Source organism: Kitasatospora sp. NPDC034533 (assembly GCF_055575155.1).
Genome location: NZ_JBVITE010000040.1, coordinates 19131 through 41786 on the forward strand (window position 1 = coordinate 19131; position 22656 = coordinate 41786).

Genomic DNA, 22656 nt, shown 5'->3' on the forward strand with positions numbered 1-22656 from the left:
TGCTGGTGACCATGGTTATCGCTTCAATTCCTGCCAGCCCTTGGCCGCAGCTTGGGGGCTGCCCGGCTCGGCGACGAGGCTGGTGTAGTCGGTGGTGGAGTTGCCCGAGGGGGCGGGGATGCGCCAGTCGTTCGCGGACCAGGTGAGGTCGAGCGGATAGACGCCCATGCGCGTCTGCATCCCGGTGCCGGGCACGCTGGTGGTGTAGGTGGCCAACAGCAGGACCTGGACGCTGTCGGGGCCGACCGAACGCACCTGGTACTCGATGGGCGACAGGACGACGGAGGCGCCGGGCTGCAGTTGGCCGCTCTGCGGCAGGCCGAGCCCCTTTCGGGTGGCGACCGGCCCCTTGGCGAGGGTGTCCGCAGCGTCGGACCAGGAGTCGACGGCGACGAGCCGGGCAACGGCTGCGGCGCGGTCGGGTTCAAGGGTGGAGCCGAGCTGACGCCAGTACTCGACCGCCGCCGAAACAGCGCCTACCGTGGAATGCGGGAAGCCCAACTGCACCCCGTTGACGAGGCGCTCTCCGCGAACAAGCTGGAGCGGGCCGGTCAGCCCTGGAGCGGGCGACCCTGTGGAGTCCACGCCGGTAACCGAACCCGGTGGCGGGATGGCGGCCGGCGGCGTGAACACCTTGGGCCCGCGGGGCTCGCTGCCGGACTCGATGGCGACCCCGATGGCGACGAAGGCGAGCAGGCCAGCGACACCGAGGAGGAGCAGCGGCAGAATCCGGCGGCGGGGGCGGTGGTCGAGGAACTGGTTCATGGCGCGCTTAGGCCGCCGCGCCGAACACGGTGTTCACGACGGGAATGGCGCATGCGGTCACGATGACGCCGCCCAAGGACCAGACCAGGGAACGCTTCCCCTTCTCCGCGCTGTCGGGCCGGTTGGAGAGGTGGCCTATGCCCATCAGGCCGCCGGAGACCACGGCGGCGACAGCGCACGCAATCAGCGCGCCCCACTTCGCGTACGACAGGAGCAGGTTCGCGCCCTTGCTGCCGTTGGTCGGGTCGGCCGGCGCGGGATTCTGGATATCCGCGAGGTAGTGGACGTCTGCAAGGTGGTGAACGGCTTGCAGGGTGAGGGACATACCGGGCTCCCGGAAGGCAGACATGCCAGCGATCCCGCAGGATCTGTCCTGGCCAGAAGGGGCCACCCCTGCTGTAGGGCACGGGGAGGCGGATGAAGCGGCCTTCACCTGGGTTCAGCACATGAGGACAGTGCGATTCACTCTGGCTAATTTCGGCCGTGAGCAAACGATAAACGCCCGCAAGCCGGACGCGTCAACCAAAGTGAATGTGACTAGCCTCACCCGACCACTCTCTGTTTACGGTGGCTAATCGGCGTCACTGTGCGCAACGATGAGACCCAGTCAGCAGCAAGGAGTGCTACCCGCGTCATGCCAGTCGAAGAATCCGCCGGGGCCGGCTCGGTCGCGAGCCGCTTGGAGCACCTGTTCGCGACGGTCCACCCCGCCGACCGGGGTCCGTACACCAACCCCGAGGTCGCCCAAGCGATCAACGAGAAGGCAGGCCACCAGGTCCTCGGAGCCACCTATCTGTGGCAGCTGCGCAAGGGCAAGCGGACCGACCCAACACACAGTCGCCTCAAGGCAATTGCGGACTTCTTCGGCGTCTCCCCGCTCTACTTCTACGAGGAGGAGACGGCAAAGCGGACGGACGAGCAGCTGCGCCTCGCGAGCGCACTGCGCAGCGCGTCGATCCGACAGATGGTGCTCGACATGGACGGCCTCTCGGAACGCAGCATGGCGGCCATCGCCACCATGATCCAATCGGCACGGGCGATGGAGGGCTTGCCCGACTCCGGCGCCACACCCGAGTGACGAGCCCCACACGCCACTCCATCCACCTGATCATCACAAGTTCACACAGTCGGCACACTCCCGGTGTCCATTCGCATACAGTTCTGCGAGCCGGGAGGAGTGACCGGCCGACTACCGTCGCCCGCTCCAATGACTGCCTCCCGACAGGGAGGCATCTTCATGAGCGCGTCGCAGCTCTGCGGCAATCGACAACTGGACCACGGCACACCTTCGCAGCCGTCCCAGCAGTCGCCGGCGGCAGCCGCTCCGCCGACAACAGCCGGAGCGCCGCCAAGGCGGCGCCCGCTCGCAATGGCGGACATCCGGCTCCATGCGGCCGAGGCGGAGGGGGTCGCCGAGGCAGCCCTTCGCCTGGCCTTCCCGGACCTGAGGCCCGCAGCCCTCCAACACCTCTTCGGTCGCCCCGGCGCCTGAGCCGCCCCCAGCGCGCGCCACAACCGCCTCACAGCAGCCCGAGCCCTACGCCTCTCGCAAGCCGTCCAGGATGAGGTACACCCGCGAGCATTCACTTTGGCTAAGAAGTGGCATTGATCACGTTCACTCTGGTTGACCAAAGTGGTCCGCATCAGCCTATGGTTCGAGCAAATCCGATTAGCTGATGTGAATCGGCTGTGCGCTGCTCAGCGGCGTCGGCCGCAGAGGTGGCACGTGAAGAAGGCAGCCCATCTGGCCCTGGCAGGCGTCCTGGCGCCCTTCGGGGTGGTCCTTGGCATCGCGCTCTCCGGCGGAGGAACCGCCGCCGCCACCCCCGCCGCCTCCGCCACGAACGGCGGGTTGGGCTGCTTCAAGCCGGTGGCACCTGGGCAGGTCACCGCGGACGGACAGCAACTGACCACAGAGCAGATCAACAACGGCCAGATCATCTACCAGGTCTCGGTCCAGCTCCAGCTGCCGCCGCAGGCGGCGGTGGTCGCAATCGCGACCGCCCTGCAGGAGTCGACGTTGCGGAACCTCAGCTCCGGCGACCTGGATTCGCTCGGGCTGTTCCAGCAACGCCCGTCGCAGGGGTGGGGCTCGCCCACCCAGATCCTGGACCCCGTCTACGCCGCGACCAAGTTCTACGCCGCGCTGGTGAAGGTTCCGGGCTGGGAGACCCTGCCGGTCACCGTGGCCGCCCAACGGGTCCAGGCGAGCGCGTTCCCCGACGCCTATGCGAAGTGGGAGAACACCGCCCGGCAGCTGGTGGCCACCTACAGCGGGAACGCCACGGGCTGCTCACAGGGCAACGGCGACGGCCAGACGACGACCGACGCCATCAGCCTCCCCGCTGGCTTCACCCTCCCCGCCGGAACACCCGTCCAGGTCGTCACCGCGATCAAGTTCGGCATCTCGAAGCTGGGCATGCCCTACCAGTGGGGCGGGACCGGCGATCCGAGCTACGACTGCTCCGGCCTGATGCTGCGCGCCTACGAGGCCGCCGGCATCACAATCCACCGAACCACGTTCGAGCAGGTCTTCGACGGGACGCCGGTCTACGGCGCGGCGCAGCTCAAGCCGGGCGACCTGATCTTCCTGGCCGGGACGGACGGCACCCCGACCTCCCCCGGACACGTCGGGATGTACCTCGGGTCGAACCTCGTCCTGGACGCGCCGCGGACGGGCAAGAACATCCAGATCACCAACTTCACCGGCGGATACTGGGACAAGCAGGCGGTTGCCTTCCGGCGGATCGTTCCCTCGTAGTTTCGGCTCCTCCTAGGCTTCTCGCGAGCGCAGACCGACGCCCCCACCAAGGCAATCGAAGGTGAGGCTGCCACTGCCGTCTGACCACGAAATAGCTGCTGACTGCCCTTGCCTGCTAGGGCCGAGTTGACGTCAGAGCGAGCGACTTCGACCGCCCAGTGCGGGGGCTCTTCGGATGGAACTGGCAAATCGTCCGGATGACTCCTGGAACAGATCCGCCAGACGGATGCGCCCCAACGTAAGCACGGGACGTGATTCAACAGTCGTGGAGCTACTGCACTATCCGGGCCGGCGCATGCGAAGCTGCTCAAGCACCACCCCTTCGAGTGAAGATCGCGATTCGCCCCGTCGATCGGGCTGCTCGTCGCTGACGATGCATACGGAACAAGTCGCTTGGCGCTCCGACAGGTCGGTGCGGGCAGGGGCTGGAACGGGCGTACGGGCGAACCGCACGGCCTCGACCACGTCGCCCCTGCCTGCGCCGCCGCGCGTCCGGCGGCCACCGTATGCATCGTGTGGGCAACCGAGGGGATTTCGTCATGAGCGAGCTGGTCAACGCCTCCGACCCGGGCATCGACGTCAACGGCAGCGTGCGGGGCACGGGCGCGGCCGAGAAGACCTACCAGGAGAACCGCTTCGATCCGGCGAGGGAGACCACGAGGCTGTCCTACACCCCGCGCCGGTCGGCGAAGACGGTCTTCAACACCTACCAGGGTGGCAACGGCCTGACCCTGTCCGGATACCTGGCGTCGGACTCCACCTACGACTACCGCTACGACGAGGGCGACTTCGCCACCGGTGGACGGGGTGCGGACATCGCCCGCATCCCCGCCGGCGCCTTCGACGAGCTCGTCATCGGCGGCGTCGGCATCATCGGCGACCAGGGCGAGAGGAAGGACGCGATCGAGAAGGCGGCCCGGGACTTCAAGCTCGGCACCGACCGCGGCCAGGTCACCTTCACCGACTCCTGGGGCGACGTCCTCGCCTGGATCGGCTTCGGCTTCGACGGATACTTCAGCGAGGACGCCGCGGCCAACTTCACCCAGGACAAGGCCCACGGCCTGCTCGGCGCCGTCGCCGCCCTCAAGAAGAAGAACCCGGACCTCAAGGTCGGACTCAACGTCGGCGGCTGGGCGATGAGCGAGGCGTTCCACCACATCGCCAAGGAACCCGAGAGCCGCGGGCGGTTCGCCGACTCCGTCGCCCGGATCTTCACCGCCTTCCCCATGTTCAGCACTCTCCACCTCGACTGGGAGTACCCGGGCTCCGCCGGCGCCTCCTCCAATGCCTACGGGCCCGAGGACCCCGAGAACTACGCCCAGCTCATCCGCACGGTCAAGCAGAAGCTCCCCAAGGCCGCCATCGCCATCGCCGTGCCCGGGACCGTCGACAGCATCAAGGCCATGAACGTCCCCCTCCTCATCGAGGCCGGCGCTCAGCGCATCAATCTCCTGGCCCTGGACTTCTTCGGCACCTGGTCTGAGACCCTCGGCCACCACACCCCGCTGCGGGCCGGCGCCGGCCAGTCCAGCGTGGACACTGCCGTGACGTACCTGACCGGCGACCTGAAGGTTTCCCCGGGCGCCATCCACCTCGCCTACGCCACCCACACCCGCAACACCCAGCAGGCCAACATCCAGCAGACCTCACCCCTCAAGGGCACCCACGAGCCGACCATCGAAACCGTGGTCGGCTCGTTCGAGTCAGGCGTGAGCGAGCTGGCAGACATCCTGCGCAACTACCTCGACCTGGAAGGCGGCAAGGGCCGCAACGGCTTCACCCTGCACACCGACACCGTCGCCGACGCCGACTTCCTCCACAACCCCGCCAACGGCGTGTTCATCTCCCTCGACACCCCGCGCACCGTGAAGGCCAAGGCCGAGTACGCCCGCGCCAAGAAGCTCGGCGGCCTGTACGCCTGGCGCGCCGACGCCGACACCGGCCTGCTCGCCAACGCCGCCCGGGAAGGGCTCGGCCACACCGTGACCACCACGGTCATCGACATGAAGCCCCTGTACGTCACCGGCAACAACTGACCCGCCATCCGCTCGCCAGGAGCGGCACGAGGGCCCAGCCGCAAACAGCGGCTGGGCCCTCTGACTGCCTTCAGTCTCTGGCCAGCGTCCCCCTGTCAGTGGTGGCCCACTCAGCACGTTCATCCTGGCCGTCCGCAGGCGGCCACTGGACGTGAACACCTCCGGGGCGCACGTCGATGATCAGTCCGCGCAGGTACTGGCCGGAGCCGTCCTTGGTCGTCGCCATCCAGTGCCGGCCTATCCAGGCGGCGGGAGGTTGCTCGGCGTAGCGGTCGTAGGTGTTGTTGTTCATGGTGACTCCTGCGGTGATGGGGGGCAGCTTCGGCGCCGGTCTGTGGCGAGGCGCAGTTCCGGTCACGGTGGGCGGGGCGCGCGTGGGCATCCCGCTGGGCTGGTCGACTGGCGAGGGGGCACGCTGGCGCGCCGTCGCGTCATCGCGCGTTCCTGTTCCATCCGCAGCTGTCGCGCACCAGGCCCGCCGAGGCCCAGAGCCTCACGTCGGACGGCCGGTAGCGCCGCAGGCCGTCAGTGCTCTCGGTGTACCTGGGGCCGGTGCCGACAGCAGCCAGGTCCCGCAGGTCCGTGCTCGTGATGCCGAGGTAGATCGCCGCGTCGTCCACGGACCACCACGGGCGGCGAGTCGTGCAGCGCTGTCGCTTCATCGCTTGCTCCCCGTGTCGGAGGAGCGGCATTCCAGCCACTGCCGCACGTCGTGCGGGTCGTACCGCCTGCACCGACCGACCTTGTAGCTCCGCGGACCGGTGCCCTTCCAGTTCATCTGGTAGATCGTCTGCGTCGGCACGCCCAGGAACTCCGCAAGCTCCTTCAAGGTCCACAACCTGTCCGTACTCATGAGCACTCACATCTCGTCCATGTGTCATTTCGACAACCTTGCTTGTCGTTTGGACAACCGAGATGAGCATCGGGCAGTGCCAGTCTCATTGTCAATACGACATCTAAAGTTGTCGTTTCGACAACCATGTCCAGGTTCTCGGCGCCCGCCGAGGGGCGCCTGTCGAATCGACACTCACTGGGCGTTGCGAAGTTGTCGATTGCGCAATCGAGAGGTGATGAGTAGAGTCGCCGATACGACAAGCAAGGAGGCCAGATGTCGAGCGACTCGGCCCCGCCGGCCCTGTCGGTGAGCGACGCAGTGGCGCTTCGGGTGAAGGCGGCCCGGAATCGACGCGGGTGGACCATGAAGCAGCTAGCAGCCGCCTGCCACGATGCTGGCGCGACGAAGTTGACGGCCCCCGTCCTGGCCAACATCGAGACGGGTCGGCGTGACGCGAACGGCGTTCGGCGGCGCGAGCTGTCGATCGACGAAGTCGTGGCCCTCGCAGTGGCGTTGGACATCTCGCCGATGCATCTGCTGGGCCTTCCGGAAGAGGCCGAACCTGGCACGACGATTCTGCTGACTCCAGAAGTGGCAGTCAGCGATGGCGAGTTGCTGATGGAGTGGTTCTGTGGGCAGAAGGCGTTGCCCCAGAGCGACTCCAGGCAGTTCTACTCAACAGCCATCCAACAGAGGCCGGCTGGCGACAGCCAACAGGCCCTCGCCGACTTCACCAGCTCGGTTCTCCAGGACCGGGCCGCCGCGATGACCGCAGCCTTCAACTCGGAGATGGCGGCGACCATGGCGAAGATCAACGCTGCGGTTCGGTCGGGCGCAAGCCCGGAGGAACTCGCTGCCCTACTCAACCCGGACGACTCCGGCTCGAAGTAGGGCCCTGCATCACCAGGCGTTCGGCACGGCCGTAGCGCCAGTTCAGCGAACCCGATTGCGCGACCGACCGGTCCCGCACCCGTACGGGCAGAGAAGAGGAAGTCTTATGGCATGCACTCATCAACGATTGGCAGCACACCATGCTCCACGCTCGGATCGAGGACCGCGGTAAGCACGCGGACTACCTGCTGGCCGCCGCACGCGCTCGTACGGCCGGCCGCACCCCTCCCGCCCGCTACCGCGTGCGCTGGCGCGACGATGCGGGCACGTTCCACAGCCTGAGTTTGCCGACCGCACACCTCGCAGCAGCTGTGCGCGTCGACATCGCCCGCGGCCGGGCCCCACTGACGCTTGGCGATCTCGTCGACCGCTGGTCCTCCCTCCCGGTGCGGTCTCCCCGGCCTGGGGCGCCGAGGTTCCCGAACCGCCGACCGCTCGACAGGCACGTGCTGCCGCGCCTTGGACGCAGGCTCGCCATCACGATCACGCGGGCGGACGTCGAGCGCCTGATGTCGGCCCTGCACGCCGAGGACCAACTCAGCGCCGCCACGATCAACAGTGTCCTCGCCGCGCTCAAGCGGGCCCTAGAACACGCCGTCCGCCACGGGCACTTGCCCAGCAACCCGGCGCTCGGCATCCGGCCGATCCCGCGGCCGGCCTAACCCCCGACGCAACGCCCCAGTCGCCGGACCCCGCTCTTCCGCGTCGCGATGCCGTCACTGCCGGCGCGCACGCGGATCACCGATAAACCATGCAACCCGATATGCGGCAGAATTCGCGCATTCGAACGGGCAGAAAGAAGGAATGGATATGACCATGAACACTGCAAAGCAGATCCAGGTGATTTATGTCCCGCGTTTGGATAGAAGACCGAATTAACCATGCCGACTTCAAGTCGGCAGTAGCAAAGGCAAAGTCCAGCGGACGCACGGCTCCCGGCAGATACCGCGTGCGATGGTACGACCCGGACGGCCAGGCACGCATGAAGACCGTCCAGCGCAAGGTCGATGCCGAAGCCACTCGGACCGAGCTGGAGGAAAAACTCGGCAATGGAACCTACCGAGACCCATCCGCAGGCCGCACGAAGTTCGCAGAGGTTGCGGAAGAGTGGTTCACAGCCAAGCTCAATGTGAAGCGTTCGACCCGCGCCAGGTACCGAATCGCACTGGACACATACGTGATCCCCAAATGGGGATCAACTCCGGTCGCTCGCATCCAGTTCGACGGCATCGCCAAGTGGCTCGGTGACATCCTCGCAGACTCCGTATCCAGCGGAAAGCCCCTCTCCGCTAGTTCCATTCGGAAGATACACGTCGTCCTCAAGGGAGTGCTGGACTATGCGGTTCGCGCCCGCAGAATTGCCTATAACCCGGCAATCGGAATCCCGCTCCCTCGTTACGTCCCGCCGGAGCACGTCTACCTGGACAACATGCAGGTGGAAAACCTCGCTGACGCCTGCGGCGAGTATCGGACGCTGATCCTATTTCTTGCCTATACCGGAGTCCGCTGGGGCGAAGCCACCGCAATCAAAATCAGTCGCGTAAACCTTGCCACCCGACGCGTTCGGATCGCCGAGACGTGGAGCCGAGACAAAAGTGGCCTATACCTCGACACTCCGAAGAACCATGAGCGCCGCTCGGTTCCGGTGCCCGCATTCCTTCTCAAGGAACTCGAATTGCTGATGGCCGACCGCAATCCGGACGACCTTCTCTTTACAGCCCCCGAGGGCGGAAAGCTGATCGTCGGCAACTTCACACGTCGGCGATTCAAGAAGGCTCTGGAGAGCGCTGGCCTGGCAGACCTCGGCATCACGCTTCACAAACTGCGGCACACTGCGGCTTCCCTGGCGATCGCCAGCGGCGCCGACGTCAAGGTGGTCCAGACCATGCTCGGACACAAGACCGCGACCCTGACGCTGGACACGTACGGTCACCTCTGGCCGGACCGTCTGGACGAGGTGTCAGACCGGCTCGACAGCCAACGGTCGAAGGTGCTCAAGCTGGCGAAGAAGAAGGCCGAGAAGGCGCAGAAGAAGGCGGCCAAGCTCGCCGCCGAAGTGGCTGCCTTGGAGGCAGCCGCCGACGCCGCTGCGGCGTGATGTGTTCTAAATGTGTTTCGGGCCGTGGTGTCAGCTCCTTCGAGCTGTCACCACGGCCCTCTGACCTGCATGTTTGCTGTGGGCGCGGACGGTTTCGAACCGCCGACATCTGCTTTGTAAGAGCAGCGCTCTACCACTGAGCTACGCGCCCCCGTCGTGGCCCGGCGGGCGCACAACGAGAGCCTAGGGTACCTGGTCCCGGGGGGTGGTGGGGGCCGGGCGCCCGGGTGGGAGGCAGTGGAGCGAGGGCACAGGCGCGACGGGAGGGGGCGGACAGGGCCGCAGAGGGTGACGGGTCAGCCGAAGTGGTGGGGGCCGGGCGCCCGGGTGGGAGGCAGTGGAGCGAGGGCGCGGGCGCGGCGGGAGGGGGTCGGCGGGGTGGGAGGGGGTGACGGGGCGGCGGGGGGATCGGGGAGAATGGGGCACGGATCAGCGGGTCGGAACAGGGAGCGCGCAGTGGCGGTGGCCGACGGGAGCGGGCGGGGGCGGCGTCGGGCGGGGAGTGCGGCGGCCGACGCGTTGGTGTTGCCGGTGGTGCTCGCGGGTGCGCTGGGGGCGGTGGTGCTGGCGTCGGCCGGGAGCGGCGGCTGGTGGGGCCGGCGCGGCGGTGGCGAGGGCGGGCGGGCGCAGGCCCGGGAGGCCCGGGCGGCGGCCCAGGAGGCGTTCTACGAGCTGGAGGAGACCCAGCGCGAGGTGCAGCTCGCGGTGGAGACCGTCCGCGCGGCCGAGGAGGGCCCGGCGGCGCAGCGCGCGCTGGCCGATCTGGCGGCGATCTCCGGCCGGGTCGATCAGGTCACCGTGAACTACCTCGCCGCCCTCGACGCCCACAACCTGGACAGCGAAACCCTGGACGCGGGCACGGCCGCGCAGGCCAAGCGGCAGCTGGAGGACGTGAAGGGCCAGCTCGGTTCGGCCCGGGCGGAGCTGAACGACTTCCTGCGCCGGCTCCAGCCGACCGTCCAGCACGCCGAACAGCAGCTGATGCGGGTCACCCCGGCGGTCGAGCAGGCCAAGCGCGCGCTGCTGGCGGCCAGCAACACGCTGGACGAGGTGCGCGGTGCCGGTCTGCGGGCGGACGACCTGGCCGCCCGGCTGGCGGAACTGGCGCCCGAGCTCGGCCGGTTGAACGAGGGCCCGGCCCGGCACGGCGTCGCGGACACGCTGCGGCGCGCGGACGACGTCAAGCGGCGCGCCGAGGCGATCGCCGCCGACGCCGGGCAGCTGCCGGAGCGGGCGCGGGAGATCGACCGGCGGGTGGCGAGCCTGCGGACCCGCATCCAGGCGCTGGAGACCAAGTCCGAGACGGTCGCGCCCGCCCTGAGCGAGCTGCGCCGCCGGTTCAGCACCGCCTGCTGGCAGGACCTCCAGCGGGTGCCGGACCAGGTCGCGGAGACCGGGCGCGCCGCCGAGCGCAAGCTCGCCGAGGCCGCCCGGGCCCGGGACGAGCAGCGCTGGGCGGACGCCACCGCCGCGATCGGTACGGTCCGCGCGCTGCTGGAGACCGCCGACGGCTCGGTGCTCGCGGTGAACGACCGGCTGCGGCAGCTGAACGAGGTGCAGCACGACCCCAGCCGGGAGGTCGAGCGGGCCCGCTTCGCCATCCGGGACGCGCAGCGCCTCGCGATGGCCGGGCGCAGCGCGCCGGACCCCCGGCACGCAGGCCCGCTGGACGAGTCGGTGGCCCGGCTGGACCGCGCGGTGGCCACCCTGGAGGCGGCCGGCCGGCACCCCGACTACTGGCACTTCCTGACCGAGCTGGCGGCGGTGCGGGACACCGCGGCGCGGGTGATCGGCATGATTCGCGGCGATCTCGGCCAGCAGCACTGAGCGCGGTCGGTACTCTGCCGGTATGCCACGCTACGACTTCCGCTGCCGCTCCTGCGGCGCCACCTTCGAGCTCCGCCGCCCGATGGCCCAGGCCAACGACCCCGCCGTCTGCCCGCAGGGCCACGAGGACACCGTGAAGCTGCTGTCCACCGTCGCCGTCACCGGCGCGGCCGGCGGCGCCCCGCAGCCGGCCCCGAGCGGGGGCGGCTGCTGCGGCGGCGGGTGCTGCGGCTAGCCGGAGACCACGGAACCGACGGAGACACCGGCCGCACCGGAGACACCCCTACCTGCGGCACCCCCGCCGGAAGCAGCGGAAGCCGCGGCCAGGAACCGCCGGACGATCCCCTCCCCCGCCGTCACCCCCACCTCCGCCAGGGCGGTGACGCCGGGGGCCGTCCAGCCGCTGTCCGCGAGCTCGCCGTGCCCCGGGCGCCAGCCCGCGTCCGCCGCGAGCAGCAGGTCCGCGTCCAGCAGCGAGTCTCCGGCCGCCAGCACGGTGAGCACGCCGCCGTCCGTACCACCGCCGCCGCTGTCCGCCCCTCCACGGTCCCCGTGACCGCCACCGCCGCCACCGCCCCCGCCGGCGCGCCGGACGACCTCGGCCAGAGCCGCGCTCTTGGTGAGCGGCACCGGCACCGCGTACACCTTGCGCCCCTGGAGGGAGACCGTCCAGCCGCGCTCGGCGCACCAGCCGGTCAGCTCCGCCAGCCAGCCCTCCGGCAGCGCGGCCCGCTCGACCACCAGGTAGGCGAACAGCTCGTCGGCGACGCTCCGCTTGCGCGTCCACTCCGGGGCGGCGCACCGGGCGAGCCGCTGGACCACCTCCTCCAGCGGGGCCGAGCCGGCGGCGATCCGCCCGGTGATCTCGGCCCGCCAGTCGCGGTCCGGCACGCCGTCCACCAGCAGCTGCCCGCCGTTGGCACAGATCGCGTACGCGGGGACCCAGTCCGGCGTCGGGCCGGGCAGGCGGACCCGTCCGTACTGCTCCGGCGTCCGGGTGGTGGCCGGGACGAAGCAGGCCCGCCGGGCGAGTTCGGCGAGCAGGGCGGCGGCCCGCTCGGTCATGAAGGACAGCGGCCGGCCCTGGTACTCCTCGACGCAGAGCAGCCGCGGCGCGGACCGGTCCGACGTGTCCAGGACCATGGCCCGCTCGGAGTAGATCAGCGTCCGGTCGAGGTCGCTGGCCACCAGAACACCCATCAGGATTCCCTCCCCGTTTCCTCGGTCACAGCCCGCCACCGGTCACGGCCCGCCCGTCGACCCCGGCCAAGGCCCGCCCCTCGCCACCGACCAAGGCCGACCCCTCGACCCCGGTCACGGCCCGCCCGTCCGCCCCGGTCGCGCCCCGGCTGTAGCGGGGGTGGATCAGACCGACGCAGGTGTACGGCAGGCCGTCCACCTCCTCGACCACGACGCCGCGCTGGGCGGCGAGCAGCCGGACGTGGTCGAGGTCCGCACCGGCACCGCGCCGGGCGAGGATCCGCCAGGGGACGCGGCGCAGCAGCACCCGGGTGGTCTCCCCGACGCCGGGCTTGACCAGGTTGACGTTGTCGATGCCGTACTCGGCGCTGATCCGCTCGACGGCTGCCCAGCCGGCCCAGTCGGGCACCCGGTGCGGGTCGGCGGCGAGCCGCTCGGCGCGCTCGACCGCCGCCGCCCGCACCTCGCCGAAGCGGGCGGCCACCGTGTCCAGGAAGACCGCCGAGACGTCGCTCCCGGCCAGGTCGGCGTAGTGCTTGGCGCCGTGGAAGTCGTCCGGGCCGATCAGCCCCGGCCGCAGCACGGTGCGCGAAATGAGACCGGAGACCGTGGAGTTGAGGCAGGCGGACGGGATCAGGAAGTCGTCCCGGGTGCCGTACGTCCGCACGCAGCGGCCCGGGTCGGCGAGCACCGCGAGGTCCGGGTCGAAGCCGGTTCCGGCCAGGGCGTCGGCGAGTTCGCGGGTGATCGCGCCCTTGCCGGTCCAGCCGTCCACGAACACCACGTCCCGCGCGTTGTGGTGGGCCGCCAGGTACCGCAGGGCGACCGGGTCGATGCCGCGGCCTCGCACGATCGAGACCGCGTAGTGCGGCACGGACAGGCCGTGCGCGAAGGCCAGCCAGCGGCGGACCAGGATGCCGACGGGCGTGCCGGCCCGGGCCAGCGAGGCGAGCACCAGGCCGGGGCCGCGTTCCCGCAGCAACGTCTCCGCGACGGTGCCGACGCCGAGCGCGATCCGGTCGGCGGAGCCGCGCAGCGCCTGGTGGAAGAGCTCCTGGTACTCGGGGCTGGGCTGGTACTCGACCGGCAGCGACTCCGCGTAGTGCGCGCCGCCGTTCTGGACGGCCTCCTCGCGCTCCTCGGTCGGGGCCTCCAGGGCGATCCCGGAGAGGTCCTTGAGCAGCCAGGCCACCTCCTCGGCCGGGTAGGAGGAGAACGCCGGCCCGTACAGCGGCGCGGGCAGCGGAGAGGCGGCCGGCGCGAACGGCGAAGGCGCCGGGAGCCCGCCCGCAACGCCCGCCGGCCGGTGCGAGGGCAGCACCGAGGGGCCGCCCGCAGCCCCCGCCGGCCGGTGCGAGGGCAGCACCGCGAGCACCACCCGGTCGGTCACCCGCCGCAACTGGCCGAGCAGCGCGCGCTCCCCCCGGTGCAGCGCCGGGGTGTCGGCCACGTCGTCGACCACCAGCACCACGGCGTCGAAGCGCCGCGTCCGGTCGCGGCCGGGGGCGACGTTGTAGGCGTAGCGCTCGGTCGAGCCGCCGTCCCTCGGGTCGTCGTGGGCGGGGAAGGCGAGCCGGGTGCGGATCGCGTAGCCGGGGTCGTCGACCGCCAGGACGGGCGAGCGGGTGGTGGTGGAGAAGCGCACCCGGTCGCCGCCGAGGCGGTCGTCGAGGGCGCCGGCCAGGCGCAGCGGCGCGTACATCAGCTCCTCGAAGCCGAGCACCAGCACCCGCTCCGCCCCGGCGGGCAGGGCCTCGGCCAACTGCCCGGCCAGGCGCGGCAGTACGGCGTCCAGCCGGGCGCGGTCGCGGACGGTGAAGCCGTGCCGGCCGCCGTCCGGGAGCCCGGCGGGCCAGTCCAGGTCCACCCGGACCAGCGGCGCGGCGCCGTCCGCCGGGGGCACGTCGACCGGCGCCGCCTCCGCGATCAGCCGTTCGGCCCGGGCCGGCAGGTCCTCGGGCAGCTCGACGCCGCCGCTGGCGGTGGCCACCAGGTCCAGGCGGGCGCCGAGCTCGGCGGCGGCCTCGTCGAGCCGGCGCCGGTCGGCCGCCGAGCGCAGGTCGACCAGGGCGACCACCACGTAGTGCCCGCGCGGGTGGCGGGCGTGCAGGTCGCGGATGGTGTTGAGCACCGTCCGGCCGGTCGAGAACTCGTCGTCCACCAGCACCAACGGGCCGTCCCCGGCGAGGAGTCCGGGGTCGGCCGGGAGCAGCAGGTGCGAGGTGGCGTGCGAGTGCTCCTCCTCGAAGCCGCCGAGCGGCGACACCCCGGGCACCGGGCGGCGGGTGGAGTGCAGGTAGGGGGCGTCCAGGCCGTCGGCGACGCTGTGGCCGAGGCCGGTGGCGGTCTCCGCGTAGCCGAGGACGACGGTCCGGGCGGCGGCCCGCGGGCCGAGCAGCTCGCGGACCCGGCGGCCGAGTTCGAGCCCGGTGCCGTGGACCACCGAGGGACGCTGCGGCACGTGCTTGCCGAGCACGTTGGAGACCAGCAGGTGGGCGCGTTTCGGGTTGCCCGCGCGCAGGGCGAGGCCGACGAGTTCGGGGAGGCGCTCGGAGCCGGTGAGCGCTATCCCGGCCCGGTCGGCGACCCAACGGCCGGTCCACGTCTGCGGGGTTGCTGTCACTGCTGGTCCTGTCTTCGATGGTGCGATGGTGCGATGTACCGCGTGCGTGCGTTCGCGCATTCCCGCGCGAGTGCGTTCGCGCGTCAGTGCGTCCGTGTGTCAGCGCGTCAGCACGTCCTTGCATTCGTGCGTTCGTCATATCCGCGCTGCGGGAACGGGGAGGAACGGTTCGGGCTCACCGGGAGGAACACTCCGGGGAGCGTTCGGCGGCGCGCTCCCGGGAACGGAGTCAGCCGCACAGGCAGGCCGACAGCAGTTCCGCGAAGCTCACGTCCTCCCGGGCCACCCCGAACACCTCCGCCCGTAGCAGCACCCGCTCCGCCCAAGCCCGGTGCGGCCGGGCCTCGTTCATCTTGTTGGTGTACGCCGAGCGCAGCACTCCGCCGCCGTCCTGCTCCTGCCGGAGGATGTCGAGGGCGTCGCAGTACTCCTCGTGCGTGACCACGGAGAGGGCGTGCACGGCGGGTACGTGGCTGGGGTGGATGCAGGTCTTGCCGAGCAGGCCGTTGGCCCGGTCGAGTTCGACCTCCCGGATCAGCCCGTCCAGGTCGTGCTCGATGATCCGCCGGCGGACCTCCTCCCCGGAAGCCCGGAGCACCCCGGCCCCGGCCCCGGCGCCGCCTCCGGTCCTCGCCCCGCCCCCCGTCCCCGTCCCGGCCCCGACGACGGTGGCAGCGGCGAACGGCGTCCGGCGCAGCTGCGGCTTGAACATCCGCTCCTGCACCGGGAAGTACTCCCAGACCGGCCCGGTGACGGTGTACCCGGTGCCGTCCGCCCGGCCCAGCACGTTGACCACGTCCCCGATCACCGCCGCGACCAGCGCCACGTCGTACGCGGTCAGGTCCGGCGAGCGCCGCAGGCCGTACGCGGAGCAGAGGTCGGTGACCCCGAGCCGGACGGCGAGCACCCGCTCCCGGTGGCCGGCGAGCAGGTCGGCGATGCCGAAGAGCTGCTCCCGTCTGGTCTCCAGGTGGGCGAGTTCGGGGGACTCCAGGACCGGCATGGCGAACAGCCGCCGCCCGGTGGCGGCCTCGGCGGCGGCCAGCGCGGCCAGGTACTCGCCGCCGTTGGCGGGGGTGAACTTCGGCAGCACGAAGCCGCTGAGCAACTCGACGGCCGGACCGAGTCGCCTGGCCAGGTCGAGGATCTGGGCGGCGGCACGAACCCTGATGAAGAGCAGGGGGTGGCCATGTGTACGGTCGGTGAAATCCTTGACCAGGTCATTCAGCTGCTCGACCAGGTTCCGCTCGCCCGCGTCCACCTCGTGGTCGGCGATCGCGTCCTCCAGGCAGAGCACCATCGACACCACGCCCCGACCGGCCAGTTTGCGGATGTCGGCGGCCAGCGCGGGCCTGGTGGCCGGGCTGTAGAGGGTGCCGCCGAGGGCGGTGGCGAGCACCGCCGGCTCGCTCCGCGCGGTGAACGCGCGCGGCTGCTCCAGGAAGAGCCGGCCGCGTACGTCCTCGGCGAGGTGGCCGAAATGGCGCAAGGTGCTCTCCTCCAGGAAGTGGACCGGCCGGCGGCCCGTTGCCGACGACGCCCTGGTCGGACCGGCCGTCCGGGCGCCACGGTTCCCGGGGCAGGCCGCCGCGGGACACCCCCGCGCCGGACCCCCGGGGGCCGTTCGACCGTCCATCGTACGGACGGGACCCGGCCCGCCCCGGTTCCCCGGCACTGAACTCCCGGAACATCACGATCCACTTGGTGATCATGGAAGCGACGGGGGCGAGCTCGGAAACGACCTCGGCAAACCTCGGAAAGCGCAAGTCTTGGCAAAGTCCGACTCGACGCGGACCGCTCCGGTCACGTTGTCCGAAGGGGTGGCGAACGGGCAGGATGGTCGGCTATGACGCACGTGATGGCCAAGGGCGCCAACATCGCACTGCCGGCGGCGGCGGTCCGCGCCGTGCTGCGCTGGAGCGCCACGCCCGGTGCGCCGGACGTGGACGCGTCCGCGCTGCTGCTCGGCGCCACCGGCAAGGTCCGCTCGGACGCCGACTTCGTCTTCTACAACCAGCCGCGCCACCCCTCCGGCCTGGTCCGCCACCTGGCCAAGCAGCAGGCCTCCGGCGGCGCCGAGATCATCGACACGGTCGAGGTCGAACTGGGCAAGCTGCCCGCCGAGGTCGACCGCGTGGTGCTGGCCGGTTCCTCCGAGGGCGGGCCGTTCCGCGCGGTGCCGGGGCTGCGTCTGCTGCTCTTCGACGCCATGGCCGGCGAGGGCGCGCCCGCCCTCGCCGAGTTCGTGATCGAGGACGCCGAGAACGTCACCGCCCTCGTCGCGGGCGAGCTGTACCGCCGGTCCGGGGCCTGGAAGTTCCGGGCGATCGGCCAGGGCTACACCTCCGGGCTGATCGGGCTCGCCACCGACTTCGGCATCACCGTGGACGACGAGGCGGAGGAGGACGCGGGCCAGGCGCCCCCGTCGCCCGCCACCACCTCCGGCGCGTTCGACCCGCGCGGCGGCACCCCGATGCCGGACCCGCGTGTGACCACCCCCGAGCCGGGCACCTTCACCCTGGCCCCGGCCGTCCCGCAGTCGCCGCCCGAGCCCGCCCAGCCGCCGGCCACCGCACCGGCCGCACCGACCCCGGTACCGGCACCAGCACCGACCCCGGCCCCGGCAACCGCGGCCGTCCCGGGCACCGCACCGGTGCCCCCGCCGCCCACGGCGCCGCCCACCACGCCCCCGCCGCCCACCGCGCCCCCGAGCCACCAGCCCGGCACCGGCTACGGCTACCCCCAGCAGCCCGGCACGGGGTACGGCTACCCCCAGCCCCAACCCCCCGGCGGCTACGGCTACCCCCAGCAGGGCGCCGGACAGCAGCCCCCGTACCCGCAGCCGGGCGCCGGCTACGGCTACCCCCAGCCGAGCCACACCGCCCCGCCGCAGCAGCACCCCGCGGGCTACGGCTACCCGCAGCCCGGCACCGGCCAGCAGCCGCCCGTCCCCCCGCAGCCGCCGGCGGCCCGGCCCTCGGCGCCCGCCGGCGAGGACTTCGCGCTGCCCCCGCAGGGCCCGCAGTTCCAGCCCCGCTGACGCATCCGACGACGCGCCCGCCGACGCCCCGGCGGGGCCGTCCGGTCACCCCCGGCACCGCCCCGCCCGGGGCGCCCGCCCAAGGCGCCCCGCCAACGCACCCCGCCCCGAGGCGCGCCGCTCCCGAGGCACACCCCACCCCGAGGCCCCCGGGCGCGCCGTCAGTCGCCCTTGTACCCGCGCTGCCACTGCATCCCGAAGCCGTACAGCCGGTCGAGGTCCGCCTGGAACCCGTTGACGTACCGCACCTCGCGGCGCACCGTCAGCTGGTTGTCCCCCGCGTTCTCGATCAGCACCACCGCGCAGGAACGGGCCGCCCGGGCCCGCTCCTCCAGCTTGATCTCGATCCGGGGCCCGGTCTGCGGCACGATCGTCAGCACCGCGCGCGCCTGCTCGAAGGCCGGCGTGCCGTCGTAGATGTAGACGAAGATCAGCAGCCGTTTGAACTTGTCCTTCTTCTCCAGGTTGACGTACATCGTCTCGCCGGACGGCGCCCCGTACTGGTCGTCGCCGCTGAGCTTGATGTACGGCGGGTTCTGGAGGTCCCCGAAGAGCCCGCCGAGCGGCTGCACCACGCCCGTGGACCCGTCGGAGAGTTCGTACATGCAGGCCAGGTCGAGGTCGACGTTCGCGGGCTCGCTGTTCTGCGGCGAGTCCGGTTCCTGCGGCCGCAGGAACCGCGGGCTGAAGAACCGCTTGACGGAGTCCCGGGTGCTCGGCCGGGGGCCGGCGCCGGAGCTCATCGACCAGTGCAGGTTGACGTACAGGTAGCCGGTGGTGGCGGCCGCCCCGGTGATCGCGTGCTGCGGGGTCGACTTGGTGAGTATGACCTTGTGCTGGCCGCCGGGGTTGTCGAAGGTGTAGCTCTTGTCCCCGCGCAGGTACTCCCAGATCGAGACCATTCCGTCCTCTCCCCCTGCTCCCGCCAGGCGGTCTGACGGTCCGCCGACCAATGATCGGGCATCGGCCCGGCCATCGGATACCCCGTCCGCCCCCTCCGCTACCCAAAACGGGCCCGACCGGCGGGTCGACTGGCCGCGGTCGGCCGCCCTCCCGTAACATGCCGCCCCCTCGGACGCGATATCGTCTAGCCGCACAGGTGTCCCGTCCGCCCCTGCGCGGGCTCGGCGGGTGTGCCGTGCGGCGACGAACGAACCGTCAGGCAGTGCCCGCACGGCTGGTCCTGACCGCCTGTGTCGCGCTGTGATCCTGTCCCCTGCGGAAACCCGAGGCCCGACCCGCAATGAACCTGACCTCCATACAGCTGGTCTGGACCGTCGTCGGCGGCGCAGCCCTGCTGTTCGTCGCCGTCCTGATGGCGACGCTGCGCTTCAAGAGCTCGAAGAAGGACGAGTCCGGCGACTCCTGGGAGCGCAGCGAGGAGCGCCGCCGCCGCAAGGAGATGATCTACGGCATCTCCTCCTACACCCTGCTGTTCTGCTGTGCCGGTGTCGCCGCCGCCCTCTCCTTCCACGGCCTGGTCGGCTTCGGCAAGGAGAACCTGGGCCTGTCCGGCGGCTGGGAGTACCTCGTCCCGTTCGGCCTGGACGGCGCCGCGATGTTCTGCTCGGTGCTCGCCGTCCGCGAGGCCAGCCACGGTGACGCCGCACTCGGCTCGCGCCTGCTGGTCTGGGTGTTCGCGATCGCCTCGGCCTGGTTCAACTGGGTGCACGCCCCGCGCGGCGTGTCCCACGACGGCGCCCCGCAGTTCTTCTCCGGCATGTCGATCTCGGCGGCGATCCTGTTCGACCGGGCGCTGAAGCAGACCCGCAAGGCCGCGCTGCGCGAGCAGGGCCTGGTGCCGCGCCCGCTGCCGCAGATCCGCATCGTCCGCTGGCTGCGCGCCCCGCGCGAGACCTACGCGGCCTGGTCGCTGATGCTGCTGGAGAACGTCCGCAGCCTGGACGAGGCGGTCGACGAGGTGCGCGAGGAGCGCCAGGCGAAGCTGGACGCCAAGGCCCGCGCCCGTACCGCCGACCGCCGCGAGCGGGCCGAGCTGAAGGCCATCTCCCGTCAGGGCGGCATGCTCTCCCGGGCCCGCGGTGGCCGCCAGGTTCCCGCCCTCACGGCTGCCGGAGACGGCCCGAGCGCTACGGAGCCTGCCCTAGCCGAGGAAGCCACCGCCACCTCCTCGACCTCGCTCCAGTCCGCCGCCCTGGACTCCGGCCGCCGGCCGCGTGCCGCCGTCGGCTCCTCGTACTCGTCCGCGTCGTCCGCCTCCGCCTCGTCCGTCGGCACCGAGTCGTCCCGCAGCGGCTCGACCGTCGACCTGACGGCCGACGACGACACCCTCTCGATGCCGAAGCTCGACTCGCTGGAGCGCAAGCTGCGCGCGATCGAGCAGCAGCTCGGCTGACCCGTCGCCGGTCCGCCCGGACCGCGCAGGGCCACGGAATCCGACCGCCACGAGCATCGAACGCCACCAGCCCGACCGCCACGAGCACCGAAGGCCACGAACACCGAAAAAGCCATGAACGCGGAACGGCCGCCCCCGGGGACTCCCGGGAGCGGCCGTTCCGCGCGTCGGCCCCTACTGCTTGCCGGCGCCGACCAGCTCCGGCTCCTCGTCGGCGCCCTCACGCCGGTTGCGCACGATCGACGAGCCGAGCGCCAGCCCGATGAAGGCGACGCCGATCAGGCCGGTGACGATCTCCGGGATGTGGACCTTGATCCCGACCAGCAGGATGCCCGCCAGCGCGCCGATCGCGTAGTGCGCGCCGTGCTCCAGGTAGACGTAGTCGTCCAGGGTGCCCTTGCGGACCAGGAAGACGGTCAGCGAGCGGATGTACATCGCGCCGATGCCGAGGCCCAGGGTGATCTGGAAGATGTCGCTGGAGATGGCGAACGCGCCGACCACGCCGTCGAAGGAGAACGAGGCGTCCAGGACCTCCAGGTACAGGAAGAGGAAGAACGCCGCCTTGCCGCCGACCTGGATCAGCGACTTGCCGGACTTCTCCGCCTCCTCCTCGCGCTCCTCCTCGGCCTCCAGGCCCGACTCGAAGATCGAGGAGAGGCCGTTGACCGCCAGGTAGGTGACCAGGCCGAGGACCCCGGCGAGCAGCACGGTCTCCGCGTGCTCCCCGGCGAAGAAGTTGGAGGCGAGCAGCAGGGCGACCAGGGCGACGACGCTGGAGAGGGCCTCCAGCTTGCCGACCTTCTCCAGCGGGCGCTCGATCCACGCCAGCCAGTTGTGCTCCTTCTCCTCGAAGATGAAGTCGAGGAAGATCATCAGCAGGAAGACGCCGCCGAAGGCCGCGATGGCCGGGTTGGCCGCCTCCAGGTACTGGCCGTAGGTGAGGCCGTCGTGGGTCTTGTCGGAGTGCAGCGCGAGGTCGATGACCGTCGCCGGGTTGAGCTTCGCGGTGAGGCCGACGACCAGCAGCGGGAAGACCAGGCGCATGCCGAAGACCGCGATGAGCACGCCGACGGTCAGGAAGATCTTCTGCCAGTACGGGTTCATCCGCTTCAACACCGTGGCGTTGACCACCGCGTTGTCGAAGGACAGGGAGATCTCCAGGATGGAGAGGATCAGCACGATGCCGAAGCCTTGGGCTCCCCAGAGCAGTCCGGCCGCGACCAGGCCGATGGCGGTGATCGCGAGCGACCAGCCGAATGTGCGGAGGAACACGGGAGTTGGCTACCTTTCGGGTTCTGGCCGTGTCGGGAGCGGCCCCGTCCCCGAGGCGCCCTGACCGGGCCGGCCCGGTCAGGTCACCCCCGCACTGCCTTCTGTTCTCATGATCGGAGCGGGTGCGATAAGTCCGATTTCCGCCCTTACTGTACGTTCACGCCGAAGTCGAGGGCGATGCCACGCAGGCCGGAGGCGTATCCCTGGCCCACCGCGCGGAACTTCCACTCACCCGCGTAGCGGTACAGCTCGCCGAAGATCATCGCGGTCTCGCTGGACGCGTCCTCGGACAGGTCGTAGCGGGCGATCTCCTGGCCGTCGACCGAGTTGACGACCCGGATGTAGGCGTTGCGGACCTGCCCGAAGTTCTGCAGCCGCGCCTCGGCGTCGTAGATCGACACCGCGAAGATCACCTTGTCCGCCTGCGCCGGGACGAGTTCGAGGTTGACCAGGACGACCTCGTCGTCGCCGGTCTCGTCGCCACCGGTGAGGTTGTCGCCCTGGTGCTCCACCGAGCCCTCGGGGCTCTTGAGGTTGTTGTAGAAGACGAAGTACTCGTCGCCGAGCACCCGCCCGCCACCACAGATCAGGGCGCTCGCGTCGAGGTCGAACGGGGCGCCCGTGGTCGAACGGGCCGACCAGCCGAGGCCGATCTGGACCTGCGTCAGGTTCGGCGCGGCCTTGGTGAGCGAGACGTTGCCGCCCTTGGCGAGCGTGACCACCATGACGTTCTTCCTCCCTTGCTTCTCCCGGGGCGCCTTCCAAGGTGTAGTCCCCCGTGGCCCCGGCCGACCGGTTCCGGTCGGCTGAACTTCCTGAACTCACATCCTCGCAGCGCGGCGGACCGCCGCGGCACCAGGTGGCACGAAAGCGGGGGGGGGGGGGGGGGAGGGGGGGGGGGGGGGGGGGGAAAAGGGGGGGGGGGGGGGGGAGGAGTAGAGAGAACGAAAGA

Annotated in this window: 21 protein-coding genes and 1 tRNA gene; 10 read left to right on the top strand and 12 right to left on the bottom strand. The window is 70.9% G+C overall.

What is annotated here, in order from left to right; all coding sequences use genetic code 11:
- Positions 1 to 15: 15 nt before the first annotated feature.
- Together ACZ55U_RS24995 and ACZ55U_RS25000 are read right to left on the bottom strand one after the other, a co-directional pair.
- Positions 16 to 765, bottom strand: coding sequence for a DUF8175 domain-containg protein (locus tag ACZ55U_RS24995; protein WP_465529124.1), 750 nt, complete (start codon positions 763 to 765; stop codon positions 16 to 18).
- 7 nt (positions 766 to 772) lie between these two features.
- Complete coding sequence (locus ACZ55U_RS25000; protein WP_045700742.1) at positions 773 to 1090, bottom strand: hypothetical protein; 318 nt, start codon at positions 1088 to 1090, stop codon at positions 773 to 775.
- Positions 1091 to 1399: 309 nt separating this feature from the next.
- On the opposite strand from ACZ55U_RS25000, the gene ACZ55U_RS25005 reads away from it, so the two are divergent.
- The 3 genes from ACZ55U_RS25005 (at position 1400) to ACZ55U_RS25015 (ending at position 5562) form a co-directional block, all read left to right on the top strand.
- A complete protein-coding gene (locus tag ACZ55U_RS25005; RefSeq protein WP_465529126.1) occupies positions 1400 to 1843 on the top strand; it encodes a helix-turn-helix domain-containing protein in 444 nt (147 codons plus the stop codon).
- A 648-nt stretch (positions 1844 to 2491) separates the two neighbouring features.
- A complete protein-coding gene (locus ACZ55U_RS25010; protein WP_465529128.1) occupies positions 2492 to 3526 on the top strand; it encodes a C40 family peptidase in 1035 nt (344 codons plus the stop codon).
- Positions 3527 to 4065: 539 nt separating this feature from the next.
- Entirely contained in the window at positions 4066 to 5562 is a 1497-nt protein-coding gene (locus tag ACZ55U_RS25015) for a glycosyl hydrolase family 18 protein (protein ID WP_465529130.1), read from the top strand.
- Between the two features lie 70 nt (positions 5563 to 5632).
- On the opposite strand, the gene ACZ55U_RS25020 is transcribed toward ACZ55U_RS25015, so the two are convergent.
- From ACZ55U_RS25020 to ACZ55U_RS25030, 3 genes are all read right to left on the bottom strand, one after another.
- Entirely contained in the window at positions 5633 to 5854 is a 222-nt protein-coding gene (locus tag ACZ55U_RS25020) for a hypothetical protein (protein WP_465529132.1), read from the bottom strand.
- A gap of 139 nt (positions 5855 to 5993) precedes the next feature.
- Positions 5994 to 6224: a hypothetical protein gene (locus ACZ55U_RS25025; RefSeq protein WP_465529134.1), complete on the bottom strand. Its 231-nt coding sequence runs from the start codon at positions 6222 to 6224 to the stop codon at positions 5994 to 5996.
- The gene (locus ACZ55U_RS25030; protein ID WP_465529135.1) at positions 6221 to 6415 is read right to left on the bottom strand and encodes a helix-turn-helix transcriptional regulator; all 195 of its coding nucleotides are present in this window, start codon (positions 6413 to 6415) and stop codon (positions 6221 to 6223) included. Before ACZ55U_RS25030 ends, ACZ55U_RS25025 begins: the two co-directional genes overlap by 4 nt.
- A gap of 255 nt (positions 6416 to 6670) precedes the next feature.
- On the opposite strand from ACZ55U_RS25030, the gene ACZ55U_RS25035 reads away from it, so the two are divergent.
- The 3 genes from ACZ55U_RS25035 to ACZ55U_RS25045 all read left to right on the top strand — a co-directional run bounded on the left by ACZ55U_RS25035 (position 6671) and on the right by ACZ55U_RS25045 (position 9386).
- The gene (locus ACZ55U_RS25035) at positions 6671 to 7288 is read left to right on the top strand and encodes a helix-turn-helix domain-containing protein (protein WP_465529136.1); all 618 of its coding nucleotides are present in this window, start codon (positions 6671 to 6673) and stop codon (positions 7286 to 7288) included.
- A gap of 140 nt (positions 7289 to 7428) precedes the next feature.
- Entirely contained in the window at positions 7429 to 7950 is a 522-nt protein-coding gene (locus ACZ55U_RS25040; RefSeq protein ID WP_465529137.1) for a hypothetical protein, read from the top strand.
- Positions 7951 to 8270: 320 nt separating this feature from the next.
- Positions 8271 to 9386: a tyrosine-type recombinase/integrase gene (locus ACZ55U_RS25045; RefSeq protein WP_465529138.1), complete on the top strand. Its 1116-nt coding sequence runs from the start codon at positions 8271 to 8273 to the stop codon at positions 9384 to 9386.
- A 79-nt stretch (positions 9387 to 9465) separates the two neighbouring features.
- Here ACZ55U_RS25045 and ACZ55U_RS25050 read toward each other — a convergent pair.
- A tRNA-Val gene (locus ACZ55U_RS25050) sits at positions 9466 to 9537 on the bottom strand.
- A 266-nt stretch (positions 9538 to 9803) separates the two neighbouring features.
- On the opposite strand from ACZ55U_RS25050, the gene ACZ55U_RS25055 reads away from it, so the two are divergent.
- Both ACZ55U_RS25055 and ACZ55U_RS25060 read left to right on the top strand, forming a co-directional pair.
- Positions 9804 to 11213: a hypothetical protein gene (locus tag ACZ55U_RS25055; RefSeq protein WP_465529139.1), complete on the top strand. Its 1410-nt coding sequence runs from the start codon at positions 9804 to 9806 to the stop codon at positions 11211 to 11213.
- A 22-nt stretch (positions 11214 to 11235) separates the two neighbouring features.
- Positions 11236 to 11448, top strand: a complete 213-nt coding sequence (locus ACZ55U_RS25060) for an FmdB family zinc ribbon protein (protein ID WP_465529140.1) — start codon at positions 11236 to 11238, stop codon at positions 11446 to 11448.
- On the opposite strand, the gene ACZ55U_RS25065 is transcribed toward ACZ55U_RS25060, so the two are convergent.
- The 3 genes from ACZ55U_RS25065 to ACZ55U_RS25075 all read right to left on the bottom strand — a co-directional run bounded on the left by ACZ55U_RS25065 (position 11445) and on the right by ACZ55U_RS25075 (position 16525).
- A complete protein-coding gene (locus ACZ55U_RS25065) occupies positions 11445 to 12413 on the bottom strand; it encodes an HAD family hydrolase (protein WP_465529141.1) in 969 nt (322 codons plus the stop codon). The two genes, ACZ55U_RS25060 and ACZ55U_RS25065, sit on opposite strands and share 4 nt — an antisense overlap.
- A gap of 25 nt (positions 12414 to 12438) precedes the next feature.
- Complete coding sequence (locus ACZ55U_RS25070) at positions 12439 to 15096, bottom strand: phosphoribosyltransferase (protein ID WP_465529142.1); 2658 nt, start codon at positions 15094 to 15096, stop codon at positions 12439 to 12441.
- A 169-nt stretch (positions 15097 to 15265) separates the two neighbouring features.
- Positions 15266 to 16525 (bottom strand): HpcH/HpaI aldolase/citrate lyase family protein, encoded by a 1260-nt coding sequence (locus tag ACZ55U_RS25075; protein WP_465529143.1) that lies wholly within the window; start codon positions 16523 to 16525, stop codon positions 15266 to 15268.
- 357 nt (positions 16526 to 16882) lie between these two features.
- Between ACZ55U_RS25075 and ACZ55U_RS25080 the strand changes: the two genes are divergently transcribed.
- Entirely contained in the window at positions 16883 to 18076 is a 1194-nt protein-coding gene (locus ACZ55U_RS25080; RefSeq protein WP_465529144.1) for a TerD family protein, read from the top strand.
- A gap of 161 nt (positions 18077 to 18237) precedes the next feature.
- Here ACZ55U_RS25080 and ACZ55U_RS25085 read toward each other — a convergent pair whose 3' ends face one another.
- Positions 18238 to 18978 (bottom strand): Tellurium resistance, encoded by a 741-nt coding sequence (locus tag ACZ55U_RS25085; RefSeq protein ID WP_465529145.1) that lies wholly within the window; start codon positions 18976 to 18978, stop codon positions 18238 to 18240.
- Positions 18979 to 19319: 341 nt separating this feature from the next.
- On the opposite strand from ACZ55U_RS25085, the gene ACZ55U_RS25090 reads away from it, so the two are divergent.
- Complete coding sequence (locus tag ACZ55U_RS25090) at positions 19320 to 20432, top strand: DUF2637 domain-containing protein (protein WP_465529146.1); 1113 nt, start codon at positions 19320 to 19322, stop codon at positions 20430 to 20432.
- A 174-nt stretch (positions 20433 to 20606) separates the two neighbouring features.
- On the opposite strand, the gene ACZ55U_RS25095 is transcribed toward ACZ55U_RS25090, so the two are convergent.
- Both ACZ55U_RS25095 and ACZ55U_RS25100 read right to left on the bottom strand, forming a co-directional pair.
- A complete protein-coding gene (locus ACZ55U_RS25095; RefSeq protein WP_465529147.1) occupies positions 20607 to 21704 on the bottom strand; it encodes a DUF475 domain-containing protein in 1098 nt (365 codons plus the stop codon).
- Positions 21705 to 21850: 146 nt separating this feature from the next.
- Positions 21851 to 22429 (bottom strand): TerD family protein, encoded by a 579-nt coding sequence (locus ACZ55U_RS25100; protein ID WP_465529148.1) that lies wholly within the window; start codon positions 22427 to 22429, stop codon positions 21851 to 21853.
- Positions 22430 to 22656: the final 227 nt, after the last annotated feature.

Bases quoted from the DNA above. Each gene is read 5' to 3' on its own strand.
- ACZ55U_RS24995 (WP_465529124.1), bottom strand. From the start codon at position 765: ATGAACCAGTTCCTCGACCACCGCCCCCGCCGCCGGATTCTGCCGCTG.
- ACZ55U_RS25000 (WP_045700742.1), bottom strand. From the start codon at position 1,090: ATGTCCCTCACCCTGCAAGCCGTTCACCACCTTGCAGACGTCCACTAC.
- ACZ55U_RS25005 (WP_465529126.1), top strand. From the start codon at position 1,400: ATGCCAGTCGAAGAATCCGCCGGGGCCGGCTCGGTCGCGAGCCGCTTG.
- ACZ55U_RS25015 (WP_465529130.1), top strand. From the start codon at position 4,066: ATGAGCGAGCTGGTCAACGCCTCCGACCCGGGCATCGACGTCAACGGC.
- ACZ55U_RS25020 (WP_465529132.1), bottom strand. From the start codon at position 5,854: ATGAACAACAACACCTACGACCGCTACGCCGAGCAACCTCCCGCCGCC.
- ACZ55U_RS25025 (WP_465529134.1), bottom strand. From the start codon at position 6,224: ATGAAGCGACAGCGCTGCACGACTCGCCGCCCGTGGTGGTCCGTGGAC.
- ACZ55U_RS25030 (WP_465529135.1), bottom strand. From the start codon at position 6,415: ATGAGTACGGACAGGTTGTGGACCTTGAAGGAGCTTGCGGAGTTCCTG.
- ACZ55U_RS25035 (WP_465529136.1), top strand. From the start codon at position 6,671: ATGTCGAGCGACTCGGCCCCGCCGGCCCTGTCGGTGAGCGACGCAGTG.
- ACZ55U_RS25040 (WP_465529137.1), top strand. From the start codon at position 7,429: ATGCTCCACGCTCGGATCGAGGACCGCGGTAAGCACGCGGACTACCTG.
- ACZ55U_RS25045 (WP_465529138.1), top strand. From the start codon at position 8,271: ATGAAGACCGTCCAGCGCAAGGTCGATGCCGAAGCCACTCGGACCGAG.
- ACZ55U_RS25055 (WP_465529139.1), top strand. From the start codon at position 9,804: ATGGGGCACGGATCAGCGGGTCGGAACAGGGAGCGCGCAGTGGCGGTG.
- ACZ55U_RS25060 (WP_465529140.1), top strand. From the start codon at position 11,236: ATGCCACGCTACGACTTCCGCTGCCGCTCCTGCGGCGCCACCTTCGAG.
- ACZ55U_RS25065 (WP_465529141.1), bottom strand. From the start codon at position 12,413: ATGGGTGTTCTGGTGGCCAGCGACCTCGACCGGACGCTGATCTACTCC.
- ACZ55U_RS25070 (WP_465529142.1), bottom strand. From the start codon at position 15,096: ATGCGCGAACGCACGCACGCGGTACATCGCACCATCGCACCATCGAAG.
- ACZ55U_RS25080 (WP_465529144.1), top strand. From the start codon at position 16,883: ATGACGCACGTGATGGCCAAGGGCGCCAACATCGCACTGCCGGCGGCG.
- ACZ55U_RS25085 (WP_465529145.1), bottom strand. From the start codon at position 18,978: ATGGTCTCGATCTGGGAGTACCTGCGCGGGGACAAGAGCTACACCTTC.
- ACZ55U_RS25090 (WP_465529146.1), top strand. From the start codon at position 19,320: ATGAACCTGACCTCCATACAGCTGGTCTGGACCGTCGTCGGCGGCGCA.
- ACZ55U_RS25100 (WP_465529148.1), bottom strand. From the start codon at position 22,429: ATGGTGGTCACGCTCGCCAAGGGCGGCAACGTCTCGCTCACCAAGGCC.